Origin of the sequence: Paenalcaligenes suwonensis, from assembly GCF_011290505.1 — a bacterium.
In the GTDB taxonomy this organism is placed as follows: domain Bacteria; phylum Pseudomonadota; class Gammaproteobacteria; order Burkholderiales; family Burkholderiaceae_B; genus Paenalcaligenes; species Paenalcaligenes suwonensis.
Genome location: NZ_JAANPV010000004.1, coordinates 138,050 through 161,191, shown reverse-complemented (window position 1 = coordinate 161,191; position 23,142 = coordinate 138,050). Strand labels below are relative to the sequence as shown.

Sequence of the window (23,142 nt, the reverse complement as noted above, 5' to 3'; positions counted from 1 at the left end):
AGAAGAAGTTCCGTTAGAATGCAGAATACATGTATCGCTATTATGGCATTTTGTGAGCTATGACACAGATTAGGAACGCGGTTTTTAACGGAGAGTCGGGCGCGATAGATTGTGCCTTGGATTGGCCAGAGGGTACACCTAGAGGTTGGGCGCTAGTGTTGCACCCTCATCCTTTGCATGGCGGCGCACGCAATAATAAAGTGGTCACCACTATTGCAAAAGCCTGTACGCAGCAGGGCTTAGTGGTTGTGCGTCCCGATTTTCGCGGTGTGGGGGCATCGGCGGGCAGCTTTGATAATGCGCGCGGTGAAACGGCAGATATGCGATTGCTGGTGCAGCAATTCCAAGCCGCGTATCCAGAGTTGGCGGCTGGTAAATGGGCATTAGCAGGTTTTTCTTTTGGTACCTCGGTAGCTGCCCAGTTGTACTCTTGGTTGGCAGACGAGGGGCAGCGTGTGCCGGATGCTTTGATACTAACAGGGCCTGCGGTAGAGCGCTTCCGCTTTCGCGAGTTGGCTATTCCTGCCCATACGTATTTGCTGCATGGTGAAGTGGATGAGGTAGTCCCGTTGTCTGAGGTCATGGACTTTGCCCGAGCGCAGGATTTGGCTTTAACGGTATTGCCAGATTCATCTCATTTTTTCCATGGCAAGCTGGTGCAACTACGTGAATTGGTCTCGCAGCAATTGCAATTGTTTGCTTGAGAAAGCGTAGGGTGTAAAAAATTGTATGCGTGAAAGACTGGAGGCGTGCTGCGCTCCAGTCATCTGCTTATAATGGGATGCAGCCGCCCGGCGTGGCCATTCAGAAATTAATCCGGAAATTACGCCAGTCTCATGAAATTTTTGTCCCGAATTCGTTCCAAGCTGAGTGTACGTACTCAGCCCATTACTCCTTTATTTATGCGCAAGAAAGTGGCAGCCGCTGTAATCGGTGTGCTGAGCTTTTCGTTGCCAGCTGCTGTGTCGCCTGTTTTCGCGATTGAGCAAGGTGTTGTGCAAACTGTAGGTCAGCTTTCTACTATCCCCGTACCGACTTTAGGTGCGACGGCATGGTTAAGTTTGGATGCTAATAGCGGCCAAGTGATTGCAGCCCAAGGTCTAGATGAGCAGATAGAGCCTGCATCGCTTACCAAGTTGATGACAGCGTATTTAGTGTTTGACGCCTTAGAAAAAGGTCGTTTATCACTGGATCAAACAGTGCTGATTTCGGAAAACGCATGGCGTACCGAAGGCTCTCGCATGTTTGTAGAGCCTAATACACAAGTTAGCGTGAATGATCTGCTGCAAGGTGTGATCGTGCAATCCGGTAACGATGCAACCGTTGCCTTGGCAGAAGCCGTAGCAGGTAGCGAAGAAGCTTTTGTTACCTTGATGAACGAAGAAGCAGCACGACAAGGCCTGACCAAAACGCATTTTGAGAATGCCAGTGGTTTGCCAGGAGCTACTCACCTGACATCGGTGCGCGATCTGGGCACCTTGGCACAAAACTTGGTGCAACGCTTCCCACAGCATCTGCATTACTACGGCCAAAAAGAATTTGAGTACAACAAAATCAAGCAACCTAACCGTAATCGTTTGCTGTGGTTAGACAATACGGTAGATGGCCTGAAAACGGGTCATACCAACTCAGCCGGCTACTGCTTGGTGTCTACGGCCATGCGTGATGGCCGCCGTATTATTTCGGTAGTGGTAGGCACAGCGAATGATGCTGCGCGTACGGAAAACAGCTTGAAGCTGTTGAACTGGAGTTTCCAGAACTTTGAAACGGTAGAGCTCTACGGTGCCAGACAGCCAGTAGTCAGTGCCCGTGTGTGGGAAGGCGAGGCGGAGTCAGTAGGGTTGGGTGTTACCAAACCTGTGATGATTACGGTGCCCCGTGGGCGTGCTGCTGAGCTGCAGCCTATCGCTGAATATGCCCAGCCGTTAATTGCTCCAGTTGCGGATAACGCTAAAGTGGGACAAGTAAAGTTGATGTTGGGCGACGCTGTTTTGCGTCAGGATGATTTGGTGGCCTTGGAAGCTGTGCCGCAAGCTGGCTTTTTTGGCCGTATGGCGGATAAAGTCCGCATGTGGTTTGAGTAAAGAGTATGAGCGATTTAATTCCACCAGAAGACTCGCTGATTGAATACCCCAGCGAATTCCCCATTAAGGTAATGGGAAAATCAGTGCCAGAGTTTGCCGAGGTGCTGACGGCACTGGTGCTTGAGCACGACCCTGTGTTTGATGTGGAAACTATAGAAACACGTCCTAGCAAGAACGGGAATTATGTGGGCCTGACTTTCCGTATCACGGCCACATCACGTGAACAGTTGGATAACCTGTACCGTGCTTTGCACGGCCATCCATTGGTATCCATGGTGTTGTAATGGCCGAGATGCTCATGCCGGTGGTGCGCCATTTAGGAGCGCAGGTCAGTTATGACGAGACATGGCAAGCCATGCGTACGTTTACTGAGCAGCGAACGACGGACACACCGGATGAGCTCTGGGTGCTAGAGCACTCCCCTGTGTATACCTTGGGGCAAGCCGGCATGGAAAGCCACGTGTTGAATGCGGCAGGTATACCGTTGGTGCGTTCTGATCGTGGCGGGCAGGTGACCTACCATGGCCCCGGCCAAGTGGTGGTGTACTGCCTTATCAACTTACGCCGAATAGGCTTATACGTAAAATCGTATGTGGCGATGCTAGAGCAAGCCATCATCGATGTGTTAACGTCAGTAGGATTGGCGCAGGCTTGTAGAAAAGCCGGTGCTCCGGGTGTGTACGTGCCGGGGCGTTGTGTCAGCCCTGTGGTGGCACCGCCTGATGAACTCGTAAAAATTGCTGCCTTAGGCGTGAAGATTCGCAATGGCTGCAGTTATCACGGGTTGGCGCTGAATGTGGATATGGATTTACAGCCGTTTTTAGGCATTAATCCCTGTGGCTATGAAGGGTTACAAACCAGCGACATACGGCACTGCGGTGTGCAGCTAAGCACTAACACAGTGGGCGAGTTGCTCGTTTCGACTTTACAACAAGCACTGTCCGATGCCGCAAAGCAGCATGAGTATTGCTCTGCCTGATTGCGGCGAACATGATACCCTAGATTTTTAGTTGGTTTTGTACGTGCGTGCGAAACCCATAATTTTGCTTTTGTATACCTTGCGGTGCTTGCTTTATGACTACCCTAGATACCACTGCTGAACGTAAACCTACGGTTCGTGCGCGTGAAGAGCGCTACGACCCTACGGCTAAACAGACAGCACAGGCTAAGACATCACGTATCCCTATCAAAATCGTGCCTGTTGAGCGCTTGAAGAAACCAGAGTGGATTCGGGTGAAAGCGGCTGCACCTAACTCGCGCTTCCACGACATTAAAAAGATTCTGCGCGAAAGTAATTTATTTAGCGTGTGCGAAGAAGCTACCTGTCCGAATATAGGCGAGTGTTTCGGTAAAGGTACTGCAACGTTCATGATCATGGGCGAGAAATGTACCCGTCGTTGTCCATTTTGTGACGTGGGGCATGGCCGACCAGATCCACTAGACCAAGACGAGCCACGTAACTTAGCCAGCGCCATTGGTAAAATGCGCTTGTCGTACGTGGTGATTACCTCGGTAGACCGTGACGACCTGCGTGATGGTGGGGCTGCTCACTTTGCCGAGTGTATTTCTGAAATCCGTACCCAATCGCCTAAAACCTCCATTGAGGTATTGGTGCCTGACTTCCGTGGTCGTTTAGACAAGGCATTGGACATCATGCAGGAGACCCCTCCTGATGTGATGAACCACAACTTGGAAACAGTGCCTCGTTTGTACAAGCAAGCCAGACCGGGCGCAGATTACCTGCACTCGTTGAAGTTGCTGAAAGACTTTAAAGACCGTTGCCCAACTGTTCCTACTAAATCCGGCTTGATGGTGGGTTTAGGCGAAACAGACGAGGAAATTCTGGAAGTGATGCGCGACATGCGTGCGCATAACATTGATATGCTAACCATTGGCCAGTACCTGCAGCCGTCTGAGCACCACTTGCCAGTGATGCGCTATGTGACGCCTGAGCAATTTAAGGCTTTTGAAGCGGCTGCGTATGAAATGGGCTTTACCCATGCGGCGGTAGGTGCGATGGTGCGTTCGTCGTACCATGCGGATCAACAAGCTGAGCAAGCGGGTGCTTACGCGGCGGGCTAAGTTAGCGTTGCTAAACCGTTTGTTGAGATTAACCCCTGGTCGTTGACTGGGGGTTTTTCGTTTTTGGCTATTGTTTATGAGGCAGCAACGGACGGTAGAAATTTGGCGGCAGTATTCATGGCTTGCGCTGGGGGACTGCGGAACAACTTTTTGTGATTTGAGACACCAAATCAAAAAAGTTTTCCTCCGCCTCCCCGAAGAAGTCGTTACTGTCAGATTTACCGCCCTTTCTTATGGGCAGTACGCTAGACTCGAAATGCTCTGCTAAGCCTAGATATAGGCCTCTATACTTGATGTTGGTTAGTTACAGAGATTGTTTCGTATTGGCTTAGCGGTTGCTATTGCTCTGTGCTGGGTTGGCTACCTTTTCTTAAGGTATTTCTGAGTCACATCAGGCAACTAATGGCAGCATTGAATAAGAAATACAGCGCGACACTATGTGTTTGTGCAGAAGTATGCACACCTACAGAAATCATCTGCCTAAAAACCTCTGCAAGCGACGAGCAAAAGGCGGATGGAAGTGTTTTTTTATTTGGTGTCTCAAATAAAAAAATACTTTCGCAGCCTTAGGCTACGGCAGACAGTGATTGATATGCGGGTTTCTCTGTTTTAGGTTACGGCAGCCAGTTGGCAGTAAGCGGGCTTTTAAACGCTATGCATATCAGCACCGTCCACCCTTATTTCCGCTATTCCTTTACACATGAAAGGAAACACCATCCTCTTGATAGCGAACAACTGTGACAACGCGTAAATGGACTACAGTGTAAGTAGAGATTCGTAACCGAGTCTGCGCCACAAAGGCGCTAGCTGTTGTCATGATAGTGGGGCAAGATGACATCACTATCCAATACCCTTTCTAGGAGAGTCTTATGGGACGCGTAGCAGAAAAAGTAGCATTGGTAACTGGGGGCGCTTTAGGCATTGGTCGTGCAACGGCGGAAATGCTGGCTCGTGAAGGTGCGAAGGTTGTGGTCACGGATGTGAAGCAAAAGGAAGGCGAGGAAGTGGTAGCGCGTATCAAGGCGCAAGGGGGGGAGGCCATTTTTGTTCTGCACGACGCCTCTAGCGAAGACCAGTGGAAAGCCGCTATTGATGCCAGCTTTAAGGCTTTTGGTAAGTTAAATATTGTGGTGAATAACGCCGGTATTGCGTTGGGTAAGACCGTGGAAGACACCACGCTGGCGGAATGGCGCAAAGTACAAGAAATTAACTTAGATGGCGTGTTTCTAGGTACTAAATACGGTATTGAAGCACTGCGCAAAAGCGGTGGCGGTTCTATCGTGAACTTGTCGTCTATTGAAGGCTTGGTGGGTGATCCGGGGTTGGCGGCGTATAACGCCAGCAAGGGTGGTGTGCGCATTTTCACTAAGTCGGCAGCGCTGCATTGTGCACAAGCCGGTTATGGCATTCGTATTAACTCTGTGCACCCAGGCTATATCTGGACACCGATGGTGGCCGGCTTGGCGGATAGTGAGCAAACCGAGAAATACCAGCGCTTAGTGAGCTTGCACCCTATTGGTCATTTGGGTGAGGCCGATGACATTGCGTACGGTATTTTGTATTTGGCGTCAGATGAGTCCAAGTTTATGACGGGTTCTGAGCTGGTGATTGACGGTGGCTATACCGCGCAATAATCAGAGTAAAGCTTAACGCTGTGTAACATTTAGATGTATAAGAAGGGTGGTTGTGGCATGATCTGTCGCAATCTAACCCTTCTCTAGGAGCCTTCATCATGATGCCTAAACCTTTATCGGCCATGCTGTGTGCAGCAGCGCTGGTTGCTGGCCCTGTGGTCTTTTCTGAAGCGGCACATGCGTGTACCCGTTTGGTGTATCACGGTGCAGATAACCAGATTGTGACTGCGCGTTCTATGGATTGGAAAACCTCTATTGATACCAATTTGTGGATTTTCCCCAAAGGTATGAAGCGTTCTGGTGAGGCAGGGGATAACTCGTTAGAGTGGACGTCTAAGTACGGCAGCGTCATTGCATCCGGCTATGATATTTCTACCACTGATGGGTTAAACGAAGCTGGCCTGTCCGCTGGTGTGTTGTGGTTGGTGGAGTCTGAGTACCCTGTGCGTGACGACGGTAAACCCGGCCTGACTATTGCTGCCTGGGCACAGTATGTGTTGGATAACTTTGCAACCGTGTCTGAAGCCGTAGCTGAGCTAGAAAAAGAACCTTTCACGCTTATTACTGACAACGTGCCGGGTGAACAGCGTTTGGCCACACTGCATTTGGCGATCTCTGATGCTAGCGGCGATAGCGCGATTATTGAATATATTGATGGCAAACAGCGTATTCACCATGGTTCGCAGTATCAGGTAATGACTAACTCGCCTACCTATGACAAGCAGTTAGCGATGAATGAGTACTGGGAGCAAATTGGCGGTACGGTGATGTTGCCAGGTACTAACCGTGCAGCAGACCGTTTCGCACGTGCCTCGTTCTATGTGAATGCAATTCCCAAAACCACGAATCAACGTGAAACCATTGCTAGCGTGTTTAGTGTGATTCGTAACGTATCGGTGCCGTACGGTATTACAACGCCAGATCAACCTAATATCTCTTCTACACGCTGGCGTACGGTAGCAGACCAAAAACGCCTGCACTACTTCTTTGAGTCAGCCCTTACGCCTAATACTTTCTGGGTAGACTTGAGCAAGTTCGATTTGTCTGAACAAACAGGCAAAGTGCTGAAGTTAGAGCTGGGTACAGACCAGACTACGATTTACTCTGGCATGGTGAATGCTGAGTTTAAAGAAAGTAAGCCGTTCCAGTTTTTAGGCGTATAAGCCTGTTGTGGTTAGGCCCCACGCGCGCGTGGGGCCGTTCATACCCCTATAGTGTGGTGTAGAATCATGGCTTTTGCGCCCCTATCGCCATGCAACCCACTACTTCTACTCAGGTTGACGATACGCAGCTTGTGTACGGCCCGTACGACAAGCCCCGTCCTTGGATCAGTTTTTTCGCTGCACTCCAGCACTTGCTTGCCATTATTGTGCCCATTGTGACCCCCGGTCTGCTGATTTGTCAGGCATTGGGTGTGTCGGCACATGACACTAACTTGATCTTGTCCATGTCCTTGGTGATTTCTGGGATTGCGACCTATGTGCAAAGCAAACGCTTTGGCCCATTTGGTGCGGGCTTGCTGATTGTTCAGGGTACAAGTTTCAACTTTGTGGGCCCGTTGATTGCGGGTGGTGCGTTGATGGTGAAGCAGGGTACGCCTGTAGAAACTGTGATGGCGACCATCTTTGGTGTAGTGATTGCCGGCTCGTTTATTGAGATTGGTGTATCGCGCATCTTGCCAGTCATCCGTAAGCTCATTACCCCATTGGTAACGGGTACGGTAGTGCTGCTAATTGGTTTGACGTTGATTAAGGTGGGCATTATCAGCATGGGTGGCGGTTACAGTGCGATGGGGAATGGCAGCTTTGCGAGTGGTGAAAACTTGCTACTGTCGTGTTCCGTGCTGGTGATCATCATTGTGTTGAACCGTATTCCCGTGGTGTGGGTGCGTAGTGCAGCCATTGTGATTGCCTTAGCGGTTGGCTATGCCATGGCGGCTTACTTGGGCCGTTTGGATTTCAGTGGCTTAGAAAAAGCGGCTACGTTCCAAGTCCCTGTGCCATTGCACTTTGGTCTGGACTTCTCATGGGGGTTGTTCATTCCCATGATCGTGATTTATCTGGTGACTTCCTTGGAAGCCATTGGTGATGTGACTGCGACCAGTAAGATTTCCCAAGAGCCTGTAGAAGGTCCGGTGTGGATGCAGCGTATAAAGGGTGGTGTGCTGGTGAACGGCGTGAATTCGCTGTTAGCGGGTATTTTTAACACCTTCCCAAGCTCTGTGTTTGCACAGAATAACGGTGTGATTCAGTTAACGGGCGTGGCGAGTCGTCACGTGGGTATCTGGATTGCCGGTATGTTGGTGATTTTGGGCTTGTTCCCAGTGGTATCTGGTGTGCTGCAAGCGGTACCTGAGCCTGTACTGGGTGGTGCGGTAATGGTGATGTTTGGTGCTGTGGCAGCATCGGGTATCAACATCTTGGCGGGTACTACTTTGGATCGTCGTTCACTGTTGATTATTGCGGTATCCCTAGGTTTAGGTTTGGGGGTGTCTGAAGTGCCTGAACTACTGGCTAATGTGCCTGAAGGTGTACGTAATGTACTGGGTTCTGGCGTAGCGACTGGGGGCATTTGTGCATTGTTGATGAACTGGTTCTTGCCAGATCGTAGCCAACAAACGGCCTAAGTAGTACGGGGCAGTAGCCCTTAGATAAAAACACCCCAAGTGGTCATGCCGTTTGGGGTGTTTTTTTACGCTATGAGCGTGTGTGTGCTGCGCATTAACCTGTTAATTGTGATGCCACCAAACGTTTGAAAGGCTGCAGCGCATCGGCCGCTTTGAGTACGGTTTTGCGTAAGAGTCGGGCAGGGGCCAGATCATTGGTGTATAACGCAATCACCATATTAGTGGCGGCATACAAGGGCAAACTGCTGCGTCTATGTGCTTGGGTATAACGGCGTAGTACATCCTCTGACGCAATATCGTTACCTTGTTGATATGCGTGAATCACACGTTCGCTTAAGTGTTTGACGCTAAGCGCACCCAGATTAAAACCGTGTGCAGTCACTGGGTGCATACCTACGGCAGCATCGCCAATGAGCGCAAAACGGGGGTTATGGAAGCGGAAGGCATAGGTGCCTACTAGCGGGTACACATTACGTTCGCTGATGCGTTTCATGGCCCCTAGCCGGTACTCGTAGCGTTGACTAATGTCTTGGTCAAAGGCATCGTCGTCCAACTGTTGTAGCGCGTGCATGGCATGATGCGGCAAGGTCAGCACCACAGAGGCTTGCTGCCCATTTAGTGGCAGCAGGGCGCGTGTTTGGCCGTAACCGAACCACTCCCAGGCCACATGATCGTGTGGCACTTCATGGCTCACCCTAAAGACCATCATGCTTTTACCGTAGTCGTGCATTTGGGTGGGTATGCCTTGTGCCCTGCGCGTTTCAGAAAAGCGACTGTCAGCAGCAACCAGTAAACGGCTGCTAATGGTGCGACCATCAGCGAGTTCTACTTCGGCGCCGTGTGTATGTGTGCGTGTGTGGCGGATGTGAATGTCGTCCAGTAGATGCACCCGTTCTTGGGTCGCACATTGTTTGAAAGCCGCCAGTCGAATCAGGTGGTTGGGGACTAGCCAGCCTAGTTGGGACTGTTTGCCTAAGTCTGGGCCTATGTTCATGCCTTTTAGGGCATGGCCATCCAGCACTTTGGCGTGACGTAAGTCGGACACCTCGTCGGCAGGGAAGTGTTCCCACAGGCCCCATTCTTGCAGCAAACGCTGTGATTCATGGGTGAGCGCAATTTCGCGTCCGTCAAACTTGGGGTCGGCTAAGGCTGAGCGTGGCTGTCGCTCTAGTACGGCTACTTCCATGCCCGCTTTTGCCAACGTGTACGCTAAACATAGCCCTGTAGGCCCTGCACCGACAATAGTTACGTCTACATTCATGTCACCATACCTTCTTTAGAGTGTGAGGTCAGTGTTAGCCATTCTAGGTGTTGAATGGGGGATGGGCTTTGATCTGTGCCAAGAGATTTGGTGGCTGGTGTATGGCTAGAAAGAGTAAAGGCTTTATCAGAGCATGCCTGATAAAGCCTTTGGATGAGGTTGCCTGCTAGTGTGGAAACAGGCCGTTAGTGCGTTACACCTGAGCGCATTGCACCTGTGACACTTGGCTATTCGGAGGCACATCACGAGTCAGCCAGACGTTACCGCCAATGACCGAGCCACGGCCAATGGTGACGCGACCCAAGATGGTGGCGCCGGCGTAAATCACCACATCGTCCTCGACCAGTGGGTGGCGTAAATTGCCTTTTACTAACGAGCCATCTTCAGACACAGCGAAGCGTTTAGCGCCCAACGTCACTTGTTGGTAAAGACGTACGTTGCGGCCAATGATGGCGGTTTCACCTATTACTACGCCTGTGCCGTGGTCAATGAAGAAGCTCTCACCAATTTGAGCTCCAGGGTGTATGTCTATACCGGTTTGTGAGTGTGCAATTTCAGTGATCAAACGCGCCAGTAATGGCACCCCACGTTTGTACAACGGGTGTGCAATGCGGTGCGCGATGATGGCAGTCACGCCGGGGTAGCACAACAGCACTTCAGAGGTGCTTCCTGCAGCGGGGTCACCTTGGTAGGCAGCACGAATATCGCTAACTAGCAGTGCGCGTACAGCAGGAAGTCCGTCAGCGAACTCACGGGTAATCGCGATGGCTTCTTGTTCGATGCTGTCATCATCACAGTTTTCACGACCTGGCACAAAACAGAGTGCGCGTCGTACTTGTTCCACTAAGATGGCCAGCGTAGAACTAAGGGTAGTGCCTACGTAATAGTCTATGGTCTCAGCCGTCAGGTCGGCGTGACCGTAGTGTGTAGGAAACATCGCCGCAGATAAGCCTTTGATGATGTTTTGCACGGCTTCGCGTGAAGGAAGTTCACGTACACGGCCTAAATAACGAATCTTATGGGTAACTTCTCTAGACTCACGCAATGCCGCCACAATGCTCTCTACTCCCCAATGAGAGTGGGCAAGGCTAGCACGCTGAGCAGGGTTGGATCTGGAGTTCATATACATACCTAAAATGACATGTGTATATTATGTGTCTTGTGCACTCATTCAGGAAGCCCCCATGTTCGAAGATGCAGAAAACGACCCTTGTTTATCCAAAGAAGCGGCGCAACCACTCATCGCAGAGTTGCGTACAGCATTACAACATCAGCAATACCGCCGATTGCATGAGCAAAAACAAAGTTTGTTGATTGTGGTGGCAGGGTTGGATGGGGCGGGTAAAGGCAGCGCCATTAACCAACTGAATACCTGGTTGGATCCGCGTTATGTGCATACCTTGGCGTACGGGAAATTAACCTCTGGCGAGGCCATGCGGCCAGCGATGTGGCGGTATTGGCGTGATTTGCCAGCCAAGGGCAGTATAGGGGTGGTGTTTGGGTCGTGGTATGCCTCGTTATTGAGTGAGGCAGTACGCAAGCGGCCTGATCACGACAAGATCATGCTGTACTCGACAATGATTAATAGGTTTGAAGCCATGTTGGCGGCAGAGAACGTACAGGTGGTCAAATTGTGGTACCACTTGTCCAAACAAGCGCAGCACGAGCGTACTCAGCAGTTATTGGCAGACCCAGCGACAGCGTGGCGTGTGACCAAAGCCGATTTGAAGGTGCAGAAAAAATTTCAGCGGCTGCGTCATGCTGCGCAGACTACATTGGAGCTCACCAATCGCAGTTATGCTCCGTGGGTGATTGTACCCAGTGCGGATGACACACTACGTTCAGTGCGTACCGCAGAGGCCGTGTTGCAGGCCTTGCAGCAACCACTGGGGCAGGCCATACACACTGACGAGGCACCGGCGTGGCCCATGGCGGCACATAAAGCTACGCTGCGCGAGCTAGACTACCGCACACAACTGAAAAAAGATAACTATGCTGAACAACTTAGCCACTGGCAGGGGCGCTTGGCGCAAGTGGTACGCAGTGATGCATTTAAAGAGCGATCCTTGGTGCTGGCATTCGAAGGGCAAGACGCGGCAGGCAAGGGGGGCGCTATACGCCGAGTCACCGAGGCCTTGGATATACGTAGCTATGCCGTGCACCCCATTTCAGCACCTTCTACTGAGGAACTCTCGCGTCCGTACTTATGGCGGTTTTGCGCTCGTTGCCGCGCCACGGTCATGCGGCGATTTTTGATAGAACGTGGTATGGGCGTGTGTTGGTAGAGCGGGTAGAGAAATTGATTCCTCCTACTCGCTGGCGTCAGGCATATGACGAGATCAATAGCTTTGAGTCGCAGATGGTGGCAAATGGCACGGTGGTGATTAAGTTCTGGTTAGCGGTCTCGAAGGCAGAGCAGCTACGCCGTTTCCAAGAGCGGGAAGATTCGCCATTTAAACAGTACAAAATTACCGAAGACGACTGGCGAAACCGCAGTAAATGGCTGGCCTATCATACGGCAACCGAAGAGATGCTAGCGCACACCAATACTTTGCTAGCCCCGTGGTATGTGATTCCTGCTAATGACAAACGTTATGCACGGGTAGAGGTATTAAAAAATATAGTGCTTACACTGGAAGGTTTGGATAAACAGAAGGTTTTGTATAGTGAACCTCCTGTACCACAGCAAAGCAGCGAAATCTTGTAAAACATAGATAAGGTGTAAAGATTCCAGTGCTATTACTGTTATAGCGTTATAAATGGGTATAATTTATGATTTACCCTAAACTTTATTACGCTGTGAAAACTGAAAACCGCTTAAATCAAAAAGAAAGTGTTGAAGAAATAGATTTATCAGCATTACTACATTCTTTAGGACAGCAGTGGAAACTGATCGCTGCTATTACTGCCGTCGTGTTTTCTTTGTCGGCGCTATATGCAGTGTTTGCTACACCGGTATACCAAGCAAAAAGTGTTTTACGCGTAGCCGAACTGCGTGATTTAGATAGACTGAATTTGCTGGATTTGTATTCACTGGAACGTGAAGCGGCACTGCAACAGATAGGCAACGAGTTAGAGTCATACAGTACACGGCTAGATTTCTTCCGTGCGAATCCTGAGATGTTTGTTGCGCTGGATAACTCTAAGCGTTCGTTAGAGCAAGCATTTGATGTGTTTAACGAAGATGCCTTCCAAGTTACACGTTCAGAACAACAGCTTAAGGATGGTCAGCAGCGTAGCCGCTATGTAGAAATTAAGATGGATTACTCGCCAGGTTTAGACGGCCCGGTCATCTTAAACCGCTTGGTTGCCTATGTGCATGCGCAAGAGCAAGGACGAGTACAAGCTGACGTAACGGCCTTGGCTGATAACCGTATTGAACGTTTAGAGCGACAGTTAAACACTGCACTGGTGGGGTACCAGGCAGCGGTTGAAACTGAGGTCGCACAGTTGCGCGAGCAAGATACGCTGAAGCAAGGCGAGTTGGAGGATGAGCTGACTGCATTGCGCTTAGAGCTAAAAAATCAGCGTTTGAATAGATTAGAGAAATTAAATGAGGCGATTTACATTGCTACAGAATTGGGGATTAAAAACCCCACTACATTAAATAGCCTCTCTCAGGATCAGCAGCAAAGAATTAATGCAAATGTAATTCGCGCAGAAATAAACTCTCAAAACAAAGATCCATTGTATTTTATGGGAACAAGAGCTTTGTTGGCAGAGAAAGAAGTTTTAAGAGTTCGTGAATCAGATGATTTTATGAATCCACGAATAGCTCAAATATACAAAGAATTAGAGTTGCTAAAAAATAATAGAAGAATAGATATGTTGTTGGCTAGAGATAATCAAAAACTATTTTTAGAATCTAATGCTCAGATACGTTCTGAAATCGCTCGTATCAATGAACTCAAAGCTGATTTAGGAAATTTACGGTTAGTGCGGGTAGATCAATTAGCAGTAGAGCCTGTGACACCCATACGACCCAAGCGCCTGCTTGTGTTGGCATTAGGTTTAGTACTGGGTTTAATAGCAGGAGTGGGTACAGCGTTAGTGCGTAGTTTGCTGAGATATCGTTCGTAATTTGGCTTTATAGCGCTTTACGACATACCCTTTGCTTTGTATCGGGCAAAGGGTTTTTTATTTCTCATACATGAGAATGATTTTTATTTACGATTGAAAAGTGGTAAATAATAGGGAAATCCATAGCTTATTCTTGATGTGAAATCGGAAATACTCGTTACATTTCTTTAAATATGATCTTTTGTAAGGTAACTAGATGATTCACAACCTTGTGAAATATATTCGTTTATACTTCCCCGATGTACTATAAAAAGAATAAAAACGAATCACAATTCTATATAACAAGTTTCAGGTATACGCATAGTGAGTGAACTCAACACAAGGCAGCCAAATAGCGCTGGTGCTACAGATGAAATTGATTTGCTGGGTGTGTTTAGCGCTATATGGAAACAGCGCTTGTTGATCCTAGCAATTACACTTGCCGTGACAATTTGTGCGGCACTGTATGCATTCCTCTCGACGCCTCAATATCAAGTTAAGAGCGTATTGCGTATTGCACAGCTTAAAGACCTAGATAGGTTGAACTCGTTGGGTTTAATCGAGCTTGATGGTACGGCAGCCTTAGAAATGGTGGGCCAAGAGCTGGAGTCCTACAGTCTGCGCCAAGAGTTTTTTGAGGCGAACCCTGAGCTGTTTGCGAAGCTAAAGCAAGGCAATCTAACGGCTGAACAAGCTTTTGCGCAATTTAACGATGAGGCATTTAAGGTGCTGTGGCCACCTATTCCGCCTAAGGGGGCAGCACAAACCAATGTATTTGTTGGCTTGGAAATGACCTATCCAGATGGTTTAGAGGGTGCAAAAATCCTGAATGAGCTGGTACGTTTTGTGCTGCAACAAGGACAGGATCGCGTTAAGCAAAACATCGAGGTATTGATCAACAACCGCATCGAAATGCTAGAGCGCAAACTACGCTCGGCAAAAGTGGCGTATGAGGCGTTGATTGAATCGCAGATAGAAAACCTGAAAGAGCTAGACACACTGAAGCGCCAGCAGTTGGAAGACGAGTTGGTGGCTTTGCGCTTAGAGCTAAAAATCCAGCGCCAGAACCGTTTGGCAGCGTTGAATGAAGCGATAGAAATTGCTCAGAAACTGGGTATAGAAAACCCCACTACATTGTTGGGCATGGCGCAAGTATTGTCGCCATCTCGTACCAGCGTGATCAGTACGGGTGTGGCTGGGCAAGAAGAACCACTGTACTTCCTAGGTACACGTGCCTTGCGCGCTGAACGAGAGACCTTACTTGCACGTGAGTCTGATGACTTCGAAGCACCACGTATTGCCGAGATTTTCAAAGAGCTAGAGTTATTGAAAAATAATCGCCATATCGAGATGCTGGAATCACGTGAAAACGAACAGGTGTTCTTGAAGGCACAAGCAGAAATTCGCTCTGAGATTGCTGGTTTGGAAAGTCTACGCGTGGATTTAAGCGATATCCGATTGGTAAGACTGGACCAGTCTGCTGTAGAGCCACTCAAACCCGTGAAGCCACAACGTGCATTGATTGTGCTGCTGGCGTTGGTGGGAGGCTTGATTTTGGGTGTAATGGTAGCGTTGGTGCGCGGCCTCTTGCAGCCTGCCTCGACGAATCGCTAAGCAGCGGCCAGCGATAAAAAACCGGAGCAGCGTATTGTGCTACTCCGGTTTTTTTATGCCTGCTAGGTTTTACGCTGCTGTGGAAGTAGAACGTCGTAGAGAGTTTAGTAACCGCACTACCAAAGGTAGGAACCAGACTACCAGTACTAAAGTGCCTAAGCCGGCACTAATAGGGCGTGAGAAGAACTCGGTCAGGTCTCCATTGCTGCGCATCATGGATGTCATGAAGCTTTTCTCTAGTAAGCCACCCAACACTAAACCAAGAATGATGGGGGCAATAGGGAAGGAGGCTAAACCCAGCACGAAGGCTGCCAAACCGGCTAGTAACATCAAGATGATGTCTACCGAGGAGTTGTTGATGGCATAGGCTCCTACCACGCAAAACGCTAGCACAATGGGCATAACGATGCGTGGAGGGGTGGCGACAAAACCTTTGCTGGCGCGAATGGCAATGTACCCAACGGGCAGCATGACTAAGTTGGCTACGATGAAAACCGTGAATAAACCGTAAATCATTTCGCCACCATTCAAGAAAATGGCAGGGCCTGGGTTCATGCCTTTCATGTACAGCACGCCAATGACTACTGCTGTAATAGAGTCGCCAGGAATACCAAAGACCAACGCAGGTACCCATGAACCACTCACCGCAGCGTTATTGGAGGAGCCGGCTTCCACAATGCCTTCTATGTGACCACTACCGAATTTCTCGGGGGTTTTGGACATTTTTCGGCTGATGGCATATGAAACCCAAGCGGCAATATCGGCACCAGCACCAGGTAATACACCAATTAGGCTACCTGTGCCACTACCACGCAGTACAGAAGGCCAGTGTTTACGTAGTGCAGGGCGTACTTCGCCAAACACTTTACCGGAGTCTTTTACCACCACTTTTAGGTCATCACCGCGTTCGGCGGAAAAACGCATCACTTCGGCAATTGCAAACATACCAATCATGACAGGAATGAAGTTCACTCCAGCCATTAAGTCGGGCACATCAAAGGTGAAGCGTGGCGAGCCGGTAATCAGATCCAAACCTACTGTGGATAAGAACAAGCCTATGCACAACGACAGCAGGGCTTTTAACCTAGAGGCTGAGGCAATGAAGATGGCACAGCTTAGCCCCAGTACGGCTAGCCAGAAGTATTCGAATGAACTGAACTTCAGAGCTACTTCAGCAAGAGAAGGAGCCACGAAAATCAGCACTAAGGTGCCAGCTACGCCACCGATAACGGAACATACCAAGGCCACACCCAAGCATTCACTGGCTTTGCCACGTAATGAAAACTGATAGGCTTCGTCTACATAGGCAGCCGATGAGGGCGTACCCGGAATGCGTAGATACGCCCCTGGAATATCACCCGCAAAAATAGTAACGGCGGCTGTAGTCACCATAGCGGCAATCGCCGGAATGGGGTCCATAAAATAGGTGACAGGCACGAGCAAGGCAACGGCCATCGTCGCGGTAAGCCCAGGGACAGCACCCAAAAATACGCCAAAGGCCGCACAGGCCAATATGACAGCCATGGTCTCTAGGTTAAAGACTAGAGCCATGCCTCCAAGAATTGCATCCATAATCGTTATCCCAGCAGCACGCCCAAAGGTAGGGGAACCTTGAGCATGTAGACAAAAGCAAACCAAATCACACCGCTGGTGGCAGCGGCCAGCACAATGGCCAGAGGCCAGCGCACACCGTTACACAGCATCAAAATGATCACTAGAAGTGTGAGCGTGAGAATGGCACCCAGTACATCGGCGAAGAGCAGATAAGCGATGATGAGAAGAAGGGGAAGGATAAGTCTGAAGAGAAACAGCAGCGTGTTGCTTAGAGGGGTAGCGGGGCGTTGCAGTTTAGCCTGAAGAAAAGGGCGTATTGCGTTAGCAAATACCCATGCACCGCCTAGGGTGAGCACCAGACCTATGATTTTTGGGAAAAGGTCTGCGCCATAATCGTTGCCGGGTAACGTGGGAAAGCCTTGGGCTTCTACGAGTACGTAGATGCCCAAGGCTGTCACCACCAATCCGGCCAGTAACTCGCTGAGTTTCTGGGCAAAAATGGTGTTCATGAATGATGTCCTTAGCGTTTTAGGCCCAGTTTTTCAACGGTTTCGCCCATCACAGCATCGGTATCAACCAAAAATTGGGTGAAGTCTGCTGTATTGCGCCATACCGCACCAAAACCTTGTTTGGTCATGAAGTCTTGGTAAATATCACTTTGGTAGGCTTTTTCCAAAGCAGCTTCCAAGGTGGCAACAACTTCAGGATCCATGCCTTTAGGGCCGCCAATAGCACGCCACTCGCCTAGGGCGTAATCAGAGTTGATTTCCTCTTTCAGGGTAGGGACCTGATTGAAGACTGGGTTACGCTCTGGGGCCATGATGGCTAACGATTTCACTCGCCCAGCATCCATCATGGAACGGGCTTCAGGAACTGAGGTGGGGGCAATATCAATACCGCCCGCTACCAAATCCGTCATGGCAGGCGCTGCACCTTCGCTAGGAATCCACTGCACGGCTTTGGGGTCAATGCCTTGGTCTACCAACAGGCCACCAAAGGCAATGTGCCAAATACCGCCTTGGCCCACGCCAGAGGCTTTTAAGGTGCCAGCGGGTTGTGCGCGAATGGCTTCAATCAGTTCACCTACATTCTGGTAGGGTGAGTCGGCACTGACTTGTACCCCAGCATAGTCATAGTTGATCTGTGCAATAGGGGTGTAGGCCGTATGATCCAATTTGGTCAGACCTTGCCAGTGCATCATACTGACTTCGCCAGTCATTAAACCCAGCGTGTAGCCATCTGGTTTGGCGTTTGCCAACACTGTATGCCCCACTACGCTACCACCGCCAGCGCGGTTAACAACGTTGACGGGTTGCCCCAGTTCCTGTTCCATCGCAATAGCGATAGTACGTGCGATATTGTCACTACCGCCACCAGCCGCCCACGGCACAATTAACGTGATGGGGCGATCGGGGTAAGCGGCCATAACAGCCGAGGCGCTTAAGCTTAGAGCAAGGGCGCTGATGCCCAGCGCAAAAGGTGTGGTGCCAGTTCTTTTTTGCATGATGTCTCCCTTTTTTTATAGGAAATAGGTGTAAATAGCTAACAGCTTTAGTTGCTTAGAGGTGCTCTAGTCATTTGCCCATCAATCAGACGCAGAATGCCCAAGGGATTGCTGTTCTGTAAGGCAGGAGGCAAGAGCGTGTCTGGATAATTCTGGAAGCAGACAGGACGCAAGAAGCGACGTATAGACAAGGTACCTACAGAGGTACCCCTCGCGTCTGACGTAGCAGGGTAAGGGCCACCGTGTACCATGGCATCACAGACTTCTACACCAGTGGGGTAGCCATTGAGCAGCAGGCGACCGCTGCGTTGTTCCAAAGCACTTAGCAGCTCGGGGTGAGCATGCAAATCATCGGGTTCGCCTTGCAGCGTGATGGTGAGTTGGCCTTGTATGGCATGGAAGAAGCGCTGAAGCATTTCTACGTTTGGTACGGTAACCACCACCGTCGCAGGCCCAAACACTTCCGCTTCCAGTAATTTTTCCGGATGAAATAGTAACTCAGGAGTGGCGCGTAACACATGAGCACGTGCTTTGCCTTCCGCGGCCTCTCCACCATGCAGTTGTGTAATGCCAGGAGTGGCTAATAAGCGAGCAATACCTTGTTGATAGTGACCAAGAATCTGACGGTTTAGCATCACTTGATCTGGTATGGCAGCCATGGCTGTTTGCAGTTCGTTGATAAACAGTTCGGTTTCTGGCGAGTCTATAGCCAGAATCAAACCTGGGTTGGTGCAAAATTGTCCACAGCCCATGGTGACAGAGCCAGCCAAGTCTTTAGCTAAACTGGCATGACGAACGTGCAGTGCCTGGGGCATCATCCATACAGGGTTGATGCTGGACATTTCGGCAAACACAGGAATAGGTTCTGGGCGTGCAGCAGCTAAATCGCATAAGGCGCGACCACCGGATAACGAACCAGTAAAACCCACGGCTTTAATGTCTGGTGCACGTACTAGATCCTCACCTACACGGCTGCCATACACCATATTGAATACGCCAGCAGGCATACCTGTTTTGACAATGGCGCGTTCAATTGCTTGGCCTACCCATTCTGCCGTAATCATATGGCTGGAATGTGCTTTGACGACAACTGGGCAGCCTGCCGCCAAGGCGGAGGCGGTATCGCCACCAGCGACAGAGAAAGCGAGAGGGAAGTTGCTGGCACCAAAAACTGCTACTGGGCCTACACCAATGTTGACTAAACGAATGTCTGCTCGTGGCAAAGGGGAGCGGTCTGGTTGGGCTGGGTCTATACGAGCATCCAGAAAATCACCACGACGTAGTACTGCTGCAAACAAACGTAACTGGCCAGATGTGCGGCCACGTTCACCCATGATACGGGCAGCAGGCAACGCAGTTTCACGTACCACATCAGCAATGAAATCGTCACCTAAAGCGTCAATTTCTGCTGCGATTTGCTCAAGGAAATCAGCACGTGTTGAGGGCGACAGTTGGCGGTAGCTGGAGTAAGCACGGTTCGCGGCAGCTACGGCTTGTTGTACTTCCTCTGGCGTGGCTTGAAAAAAAGCAGTGGGGTGTACATGGCCATCGGCAGCAGCGATGCTGCGTAACTGTGCTTCACCTGTGGCGGTACGTTGGCCGCCTATGAATTGTTGTCCGGTAATGGAAGTCTGCATGGCTGACTTTCTCCTTTTTATAAATAGCGTGGCAAGGTATTACAGAGACTCTTCCAACATGCGGCGGTAGTCTTCGGGGCTTGCGTCACGGGGGTTGGTTTTGTGGCTGTGGTCAGCCAAAGCACCTTCGATAATGCGATCAAACAATTCTGGGCCTACGCCAATTTGGCTCAATGTTGTGGGCAAACCTAAACGAGCGGTGAGCTCCAGTACGGCCTGAGCGACGTCTGCACCCGCAGGCAGACCCATGGCTTGAGCCATACGAGCCAGCTTGTCTTCGTTAATCATGGTGTCTACGCTGCTGTTAAAACGGATCACAGCAGGCAGCAAGATGGCGTTCAGTGTGCCGTGGTGCAGGCGAGGGTTAATGCCGCCCAGCGCATGGCTTAAGCTGTGTACGCAACCCAAACCTTTTTGGAAGGCCAAGGCACCCTGCATAGAAGCACTCATCATGTTCAGACGAGCTTCTTGATTGCTAGGTTCTGTGGTGGCAGTCTCAATGTGTGCCCACGCGCGGCGTAAACCATCCAGAGCAATACCGTCTGCTGGTGGGTTGAAAGCAGGGGCCATGAAGGTTTCCATGCAGTGAGCAATGGCATCCATACCTGTGGCGGCAGTCATGCCAGCGGGTAAGCCCATGGTAAGTTCTGGGTCGCAAATGGCAACGCGGGGGACAACGAAGGGGGAGATCACGCCTACCTTGCGGCCATCGTCTAGGATTAGGATGGCACCGCGGCCTACTTCACTGCCCGTACCAGCAGTAGTGGGTACGGCAATGACCGGTGCGGTCGCTGACGTAATACGTGTTAAGCCGCCTTCGATGACGGCGAATTGGCGCAACGGGCCGGGATGTGCGGCACAGACGGCGACGCCTTTCGCTAAGTCAATGGCAGAACCACCACCCAATGCAATAATGCCGTCGCAGGCGTGTTCTTGATAGTGCGTTACAGCAGCACGTACAGCGGCTTCATTTGGGTTGGGAGGAGTTTGGTCAAAAACGGCTGCAGGCGTTGTCAGCTGTTGCTGTACGGTGTCCAGTAGGCCCGCATTACGTATACCGGCATCTGTTACAATGAGTGGGTTCTTAATGCCCAGCTTGGTACATTCTTCTTGCAGTGTTTTGATCGTTCCAAACCCAAACTGCACTTGCGTAATATAGTTGATAAGCGCCATTGTCGTATTTCTTCTTTAGTTGCTAGGAGATGGCTGTGTGTTAACGCCAGATGGCATCAACTATATCCACGGCTAGTACTTTGGGATAATGACAACCATTGATAGGCTCATAACGAAACTTCATGCCTGCACTGCCTTCCCTTACTTCCATCATTTCCCGACTGCGTATGCGCCACTTGCGGCTGCTTATTGCGCTGCATGAACATGGCACCGTACAGAAAGCAGCAGAAGCGGTAGCACTTACCCAGCCGGGGGCGACCAAAGCCTTGGGGGAGATAGAAAGTACCTTGGGTGTACAGCTGTTCAAGCGCACGCATCGCGGACTAGAAACCACCGAAATGGGCTTGTGTGCGGTACGTTATGCTCGGCTGATTAATACCGATCTGGCGCACTTTCATGAAGAGATGGAGGGCATACTGCAAGGTCATGGTGGGCGGCTGTCTGTAGGGTTAATCATGGGGGCGGTGCCCATCTTGTCGGCCGCGTTGGCGCGTGTGCAGCACTTGCAGCCAGCCATTGCCATAGAGGTAGTAGAAGACACCAGCGCCCGATTACTGCGTTTGTTGGATCATGGGCGTTTAGACGTGGCTATCTGTAGGTCGCGGGTGAATCAAATGCCGCATCTTTATGACAGCTTAGCTATTCACGACGAAGAGTTGGCTGTGATTTGCCACCCTGAAAACCCCTTAGCTAACCAAGCGCATTTAACACTGGAAGACTTGGCGCAGGCGCCGTGGATTGTGTATCCCGCCAACATGCCTATGCGGTTATTGTTAGAGCGTGAGTTTCATGAAGCGAACTTGCAGTTTCCGTTGTACCCCATAGAGACAGCATCAGCATTTACAACAATGTTCATGCTGCAGCACGATAGGGTATCGGTGTCTTTGATGGCCATGGATGCCGCGCAGCCTTTCTGTGATGCAGGCATGTTGTTGCGTTTACCGCTGACGTTGCATTCGCGTAGCGAGTCTTATGAGTTAGTTACTCGCAAGGGGGCATCGTTATCACCAGCTACTCGTTTATTCATGCATGAAGTGGCGCAAGCCGGTAATTTACAGCCCGATATGCAGGCCTATTTAGAGGCCATACAACGGCGTCTATAGCATCATGATGTGCTAAAAGTCGCTACACTAAGGGTTTGACGATTTAGCTATAGCTTTGTGACCAACAAAGCCAGAGACCACCGCATGAGCGCTTTATATTCCAATTTGCTGACCCTAAATGTAGATCAGCATCCTGATCTCACCATCAAAACCCTAGACGATCACTTCGCTTTTGCGCGCACTATGCATGTCATGCCATTGAGCATTAGTGAATTCAGTGCTGCCGCTGGCCATTACCCTATTGTGTTTGTGCAAGGGGCGGATCAGGTGTTTTACGCGATGGCATTGACGGGCCTAGAGCCTGATAACAACTTGTTTGTGGATGCTAATGGCCGTTGGGAAGCAGAAACCTACGTGCCAGCTTTTGTGCGTCGTTACCCTTTTATGTTGGGTACGTCGGATGATGGCCAAGCCTTGGCGGTGCAGGTAGATGCTGATTACGCTGGGTTGAACCATGCTGAAGGTACGGCCTTTTTTAAAGAGAGCGAAGCTTCTGAGTACTTGCAGCAAGTCATGAGCTTTTTGCGTGCCTACCAAAATGAGATGGCTGCTACACAGCAGTTCGTGAACCGCTTGCATCAGTTGGAGCTATTGGTACCACAGCAAATTACGGTTAGTGATGAGTTGGGCCCAGATAAAACCTTAGGCGGTTTTTGGGTGCTGGATGACAAGCGCTATAACGAGTTAGATGATCAGCGTGTGATTGAAATGTTCCACAATGGCTTTTTACGGCTAATAGAGCAGCATAAATTGTCCTTGAACCGCATCCAAACTTTAGCGCGTCGTGCTGAACGACGTTTGCAGCACTAAG

The 23,142-nt window shown here is 50.2% G+C and carries 21 protein-coding genes; 14 read left to right on the top strand and 7 right to left on the bottom strand.

The window, feature by feature from the left end:
• Nucleotides 1-59 precede the first annotated feature (59 nt).
• The 8 genes from GY634_RS07830 to GY634_RS07795 all read left to right on the top strand — a co-directional run bounded on the left by GY634_RS07830 (nt 60) and on the right by GY634_RS07795 (nt 8,426).
• Complete coding sequence (locus GY634_RS07830) at nt 60-704, top strand: alpha/beta hydrolase (protein ID WP_166407987.1); 645 nt, start codon at nt 60-62, stop codon at nt 702-704.
• Nucleotides 705-902: 198 nt separating this feature from the next.
• Entirely contained in the window at nt 903-2,084 is a 1,182-nt protein-coding gene (locus GY634_RS07825; RefSeq protein WP_166408131.1) for a D-alanyl-D-alanine carboxypeptidase family protein, read from the top strand.
• A 5-nt stretch (nt 2,085-2,089) separates the two neighbouring features.
• Complete coding sequence (locus tag GY634_RS07820; protein WP_166407986.1) at nt 2,090-2,368, top strand: DUF493 family protein; 279 nt, start codon at nt 2,090-2,092, stop codon at nt 2,366-2,368.
• A 20-nt stretch (nt 2,369-2,388) separates the two neighbouring features.
• On the top strand, nt 2,389-3,063 hold the full coding sequence (lipB, locus tag GY634_RS07815) for a lipoyl(octanoyl) transferase LipB (RefSeq protein ID WP_423227294.1): 675 nt from the start codon (nt 2,389-2,391) through the stop codon (nt 3,061-3,063).
• 95 nt (nt 3,064-3,158) lie between these two features.
• Complete coding sequence (lipA, locus tag GY634_RS07810) at nt 3,159-4,166, top strand: lipoyl synthase (protein WP_166407985.1); 1,008 nt, start codon at nt 3,159-3,161, stop codon at nt 4,164-4,166.
• A gap of 869 nt (nt 4,167-5,035) precedes the next feature.
• The gene (locus GY634_RS07805; RefSeq protein WP_166407984.1) at nt 5,036-5,800 is read left to right on the top strand and encodes an SDR family oxidoreductase; all 765 of its coding nucleotides are present in this window, start codon (nt 5,036-5,038) and stop codon (nt 5,798-5,800) included.
• Nucleotides 5,801-5,922: 122 nt separating this feature from the next.
• Complete coding sequence (locus GY634_RS07800) at nt 5,923-6,963, top strand: linear amide C-N hydrolase (protein ID WP_242683655.1); 1,041 nt, start codon at nt 5,923-5,925, stop codon at nt 6,961-6,963.
• 89 nt (nt 6,964-7,052) lie between these two features.
• Entirely contained in the window at nt 7,053-8,426 is a 1,374-nt protein-coding gene (locus tag GY634_RS07795; RefSeq protein ID WP_166407983.1) for a solute carrier family 23 protein, read from the top strand.
• 94 nt (nt 8,427-8,520) lie between these two features.
• Here GY634_RS07795 and ubiM read toward each other — a convergent pair whose 3' ends face one another.
• Together ubiM and epsC are read right to left on the bottom strand one after the other, a co-directional pair.
• Nucleotides 8,521-9,687 carry a 5-demethoxyubiquinol-8 5-hydroxylase UbiM gene (gene ubiM / locus GY634_RS07790; protein ID WP_166407982.1) on the bottom strand — a complete coding sequence of 389 codons (1,167 nt, stop codon included), beginning with the start codon at nt 9,685-9,687 and terminating at the stop codon, nt 8,521-8,523.
• A 193-nt stretch (nt 9,688-9,880) separates the two neighbouring features.
• Nucleotides 9,881-10,810 (bottom strand): serine O-acetyltransferase EpsC, encoded by a 930-nt coding sequence (epsC, locus tag GY634_RS07785; protein WP_166407981.1) that lies wholly within the window; start codon nt 10,808-10,810, stop codon nt 9,881-9,883.
• A 61-nt stretch (nt 10,811-10,871) separates the two neighbouring features.
• On the opposite strand from epsC, the gene GY634_RS07780 reads away from it, so the two are divergent.
• From GY634_RS07780 to GY634_RS07770, 4 genes are all read left to right on the top strand, one after another.
• Nucleotides 10,872-11,972 (top strand): polyphosphate:AMP phosphotransferase, encoded by a 1,101-nt coding sequence (locus GY634_RS07780; RefSeq protein ID WP_341352816.1) that lies wholly within the window; start codon nt 10,872-10,874, stop codon nt 11,970-11,972.
• Nucleotides 11,894-12,394, top strand: coding sequence for a polyphosphate kinase 2 family protein (locus GY634_RS17390; RefSeq protein WP_341352815.1), 501 nt, complete (start codon nt 11,894-11,896; stop codon nt 12,392-12,394). Before GY634_RS07780 ends, GY634_RS17390 begins: the two co-directional genes overlap by 79 nt.
• A 65-nt stretch (nt 12,395-12,459) precedes the next feature.
• On the top strand, nt 12,460-13,767 hold the full coding sequence (locus GY634_RS07775; protein WP_166407980.1) for a Wzz/FepE/Etk N-terminal domain-containing protein: 1,308 nt from the start codon (nt 12,460-12,462) through the stop codon (nt 13,765-13,767).
• A gap of 303 nt (nt 13,768-14,070) precedes the next feature.
• Nucleotides 14,071-15,360 carry a Wzz/FepE/Etk N-terminal domain-containing protein gene (locus GY634_RS07770; protein ID WP_166407979.1) on the top strand — a complete coding sequence of 430 codons (1,290 nt, stop codon included), beginning with the start codon at nt 14,071-14,073 and terminating at the stop codon, nt 15,358-15,360.
• 69 nt (nt 15,361-15,429) lie between these two features.
• On the opposite strand, the gene GY634_RS07765 is transcribed toward GY634_RS07770, so the two are convergent.
• Genes GY634_RS07765 through GY634_RS07745 form a run of 5 tightly spaced genes read right to left on the bottom strand, consistent with a single transcriptional unit; the run spans nt 15,430 to nt 21,228 of the window.
• Complete coding sequence (locus GY634_RS07765; RefSeq protein ID WP_166407978.1) at nt 15,430-16,932, bottom strand: tripartite tricarboxylate transporter permease; 1,503 nt, start codon at nt 16,930-16,932, stop codon at nt 15,430-15,432.
• A 5-nt stretch (nt 16,933-16,937) separates the two neighbouring features.
• Nucleotides 16,938-17,423 (bottom strand): tripartite tricarboxylate transporter TctB family protein, encoded by a 486-nt coding sequence (locus GY634_RS07760; protein ID WP_166407977.1) that lies wholly within the window; start codon nt 17,421-17,423, stop codon nt 16,938-16,940.
• 11 nt (nt 17,424-17,434) lie between these two features.
• Entirely contained in the window at nt 17,435-18,418 is a 984-nt protein-coding gene (locus GY634_RS07755) for a tripartite tricarboxylate transporter substrate binding protein (RefSeq protein ID WP_166407976.1), read from the bottom strand.
• A 47-nt stretch (nt 18,419-18,465) separates the two neighbouring features.
• On the bottom strand, nt 18,466-20,055 hold the full coding sequence (locus GY634_RS07750) for an aldehyde dehydrogenase (NADP(+)) (protein ID WP_166407975.1): 1,590 nt from the start codon (nt 20,053-20,055) through the stop codon (nt 18,466-18,468).
• A gap of 39 nt (nt 20,056-20,094) precedes the next feature.
• On the bottom strand, nt 20,095-21,228 hold the full coding sequence (locus GY634_RS07745; protein WP_166407974.1) for an iron-containing alcohol dehydrogenase: 1,134 nt from the start codon (nt 21,226-21,228) through the stop codon (nt 20,095-20,097).
• Between the two features lie 122 nt (nt 21,229-21,350).
• Between GY634_RS07745 and GY634_RS07740 the strand changes: the two genes are divergently transcribed.
• Nucleotides 21,351-22,331 (top strand): LysR family transcriptional regulator, encoded by a 981-nt coding sequence (locus GY634_RS07740; protein ID WP_166407973.1) that lies wholly within the window; start codon nt 21,351-21,353, stop codon nt 22,329-22,331.
• Nucleotides 22,332-22,415: 84 nt separating this feature from the next.
• Nucleotides 22,416-23,141, top strand: coding sequence for a SapC family protein (locus GY634_RS07735; protein WP_166407972.1), 726 nt, complete (start codon nt 22,416-22,418; stop codon nt 23,139-23,141).
• Nucleotide 23,142: the final 1 nt, after the last annotated feature.

What these genes read in the sequence shown, in the direction of transcription:
- GY634_RS07830 (WP_166407987.1), top strand. Translation starts at nt 60, where the DNA reads ATGACACAGATTAGGAACGCGGTTTTTAACGGAGAGTCGGGCGCGATA.
- GY634_RS07825 (WP_166408131.1), top strand. Translation starts at nt 903, where the DNA reads ATGCGCAAGAAAGTGGCAGCCGCTGTAATCGGTGTGCTGAGCTTTTCG.
- GY634_RS07820 (WP_166407986.1), top strand. Translation starts at nt 2,090, where the DNA reads ATGAGCGATTTAATTCCACCAGAAGACTCGCTGATTGAATACCCCAGC.
- lipA (WP_166407985.1), top strand. Translation starts at nt 3,159, where the DNA reads ATGACTACCCTAGATACCACTGCTGAACGTAAACCTACGGTTCGTGCG.
- GY634_RS07805 (WP_166407984.1), top strand. Translation starts at nt 5,036, where the DNA reads ATGGGACGCGTAGCAGAAAAAGTAGCATTGGTAACTGGGGGCGCTTTA.
- GY634_RS07800 (WP_242683655.1), top strand. Translation starts at nt 5,923, where the DNA reads ATGCTGTGTGCAGCAGCGCTGGTTGCTGGCCCTGTGGTCTTTTCTGAA.
- GY634_RS07795 (WP_166407983.1), top strand. Translation starts at nt 7,053, where the DNA reads ATGCAACCCACTACTTCTACTCAGGTTGACGATACGCAGCTTGTGTAC.
- ubiM (WP_166407982.1), bottom strand. Translation starts at nt 9,687, where the DNA reads ATGAATGTAGACGTAACTATTGTCGGTGCAGGGCCTACAGGGCTATGT.
- epsC (WP_166407981.1), bottom strand. Translation starts at nt 10,810, where the DNA reads ATGAACTCCAGATCCAACCCTGCTCAGCGTGCTAGCCTTGCCCACTCT.
- GY634_RS07780 (WP_341352816.1), top strand. Translation starts at nt 10,872, where the DNA reads ATGTTCGAAGATGCAGAAAACGACCCTTGTTTATCCAAAGAAGCGGCG.
- GY634_RS17390 (WP_341352815.1), top strand. Translation starts at nt 11,894, where the DNA reads ATGGCGGTTTTGCGCTCGTTGCCGCGCCACGGTCATGCGGCGATTTTT.
- GY634_RS07775 (WP_166407980.1), top strand. Translation starts at nt 12,460, where the DNA reads ATGATTTACCCTAAACTTTATTACGCTGTGAAAACTGAAAACCGCTTA.
- GY634_RS07765 (WP_166407978.1), bottom strand. Translation starts at nt 16,932, where the DNA reads ATGGATGCAATTCTTGGAGGCATGGCTCTAGTCTTTAACCTAGAGACC.
- GY634_RS07760 (WP_166407977.1), bottom strand. Translation starts at nt 17,423, where the DNA reads ATGAACACCATTTTTGCCCAGAAACTCAGCGAGTTACTGGCCGGATTG.
- GY634_RS07755 (WP_166407976.1), bottom strand. Translation starts at nt 18,418, where the DNA reads ATGCAAAAAAGAACTGGCACCACACCTTTTGCGCTGGGCATCAGCGCC.
- GY634_RS07750 (WP_166407975.1), bottom strand. Translation starts at nt 20,055, where the DNA reads ATGCAGACTTCCATTACCGGACAACAATTCATAGGCGGCCAACGTACC.
- GY634_RS07745 (WP_166407974.1), bottom strand. Translation starts at nt 21,228, where the DNA reads ATGGCGCTTATCAACTATATTACGCAAGTGCAGTTTGGGTTTGGAACG.
- GY634_RS07740 (WP_166407973.1), top strand. Translation starts at nt 21,351, where the DNA reads ATGCCTGCACTGCCTTCCCTTACTTCCATCATTTCCCGACTGCGTATG.
- GY634_RS07735 (WP_166407972.1), top strand. Translation starts at nt 22,416, where the DNA reads ATGAGCGCTTTATATTCCAATTTGCTGACCCTAAATGTAGATCAGCAT.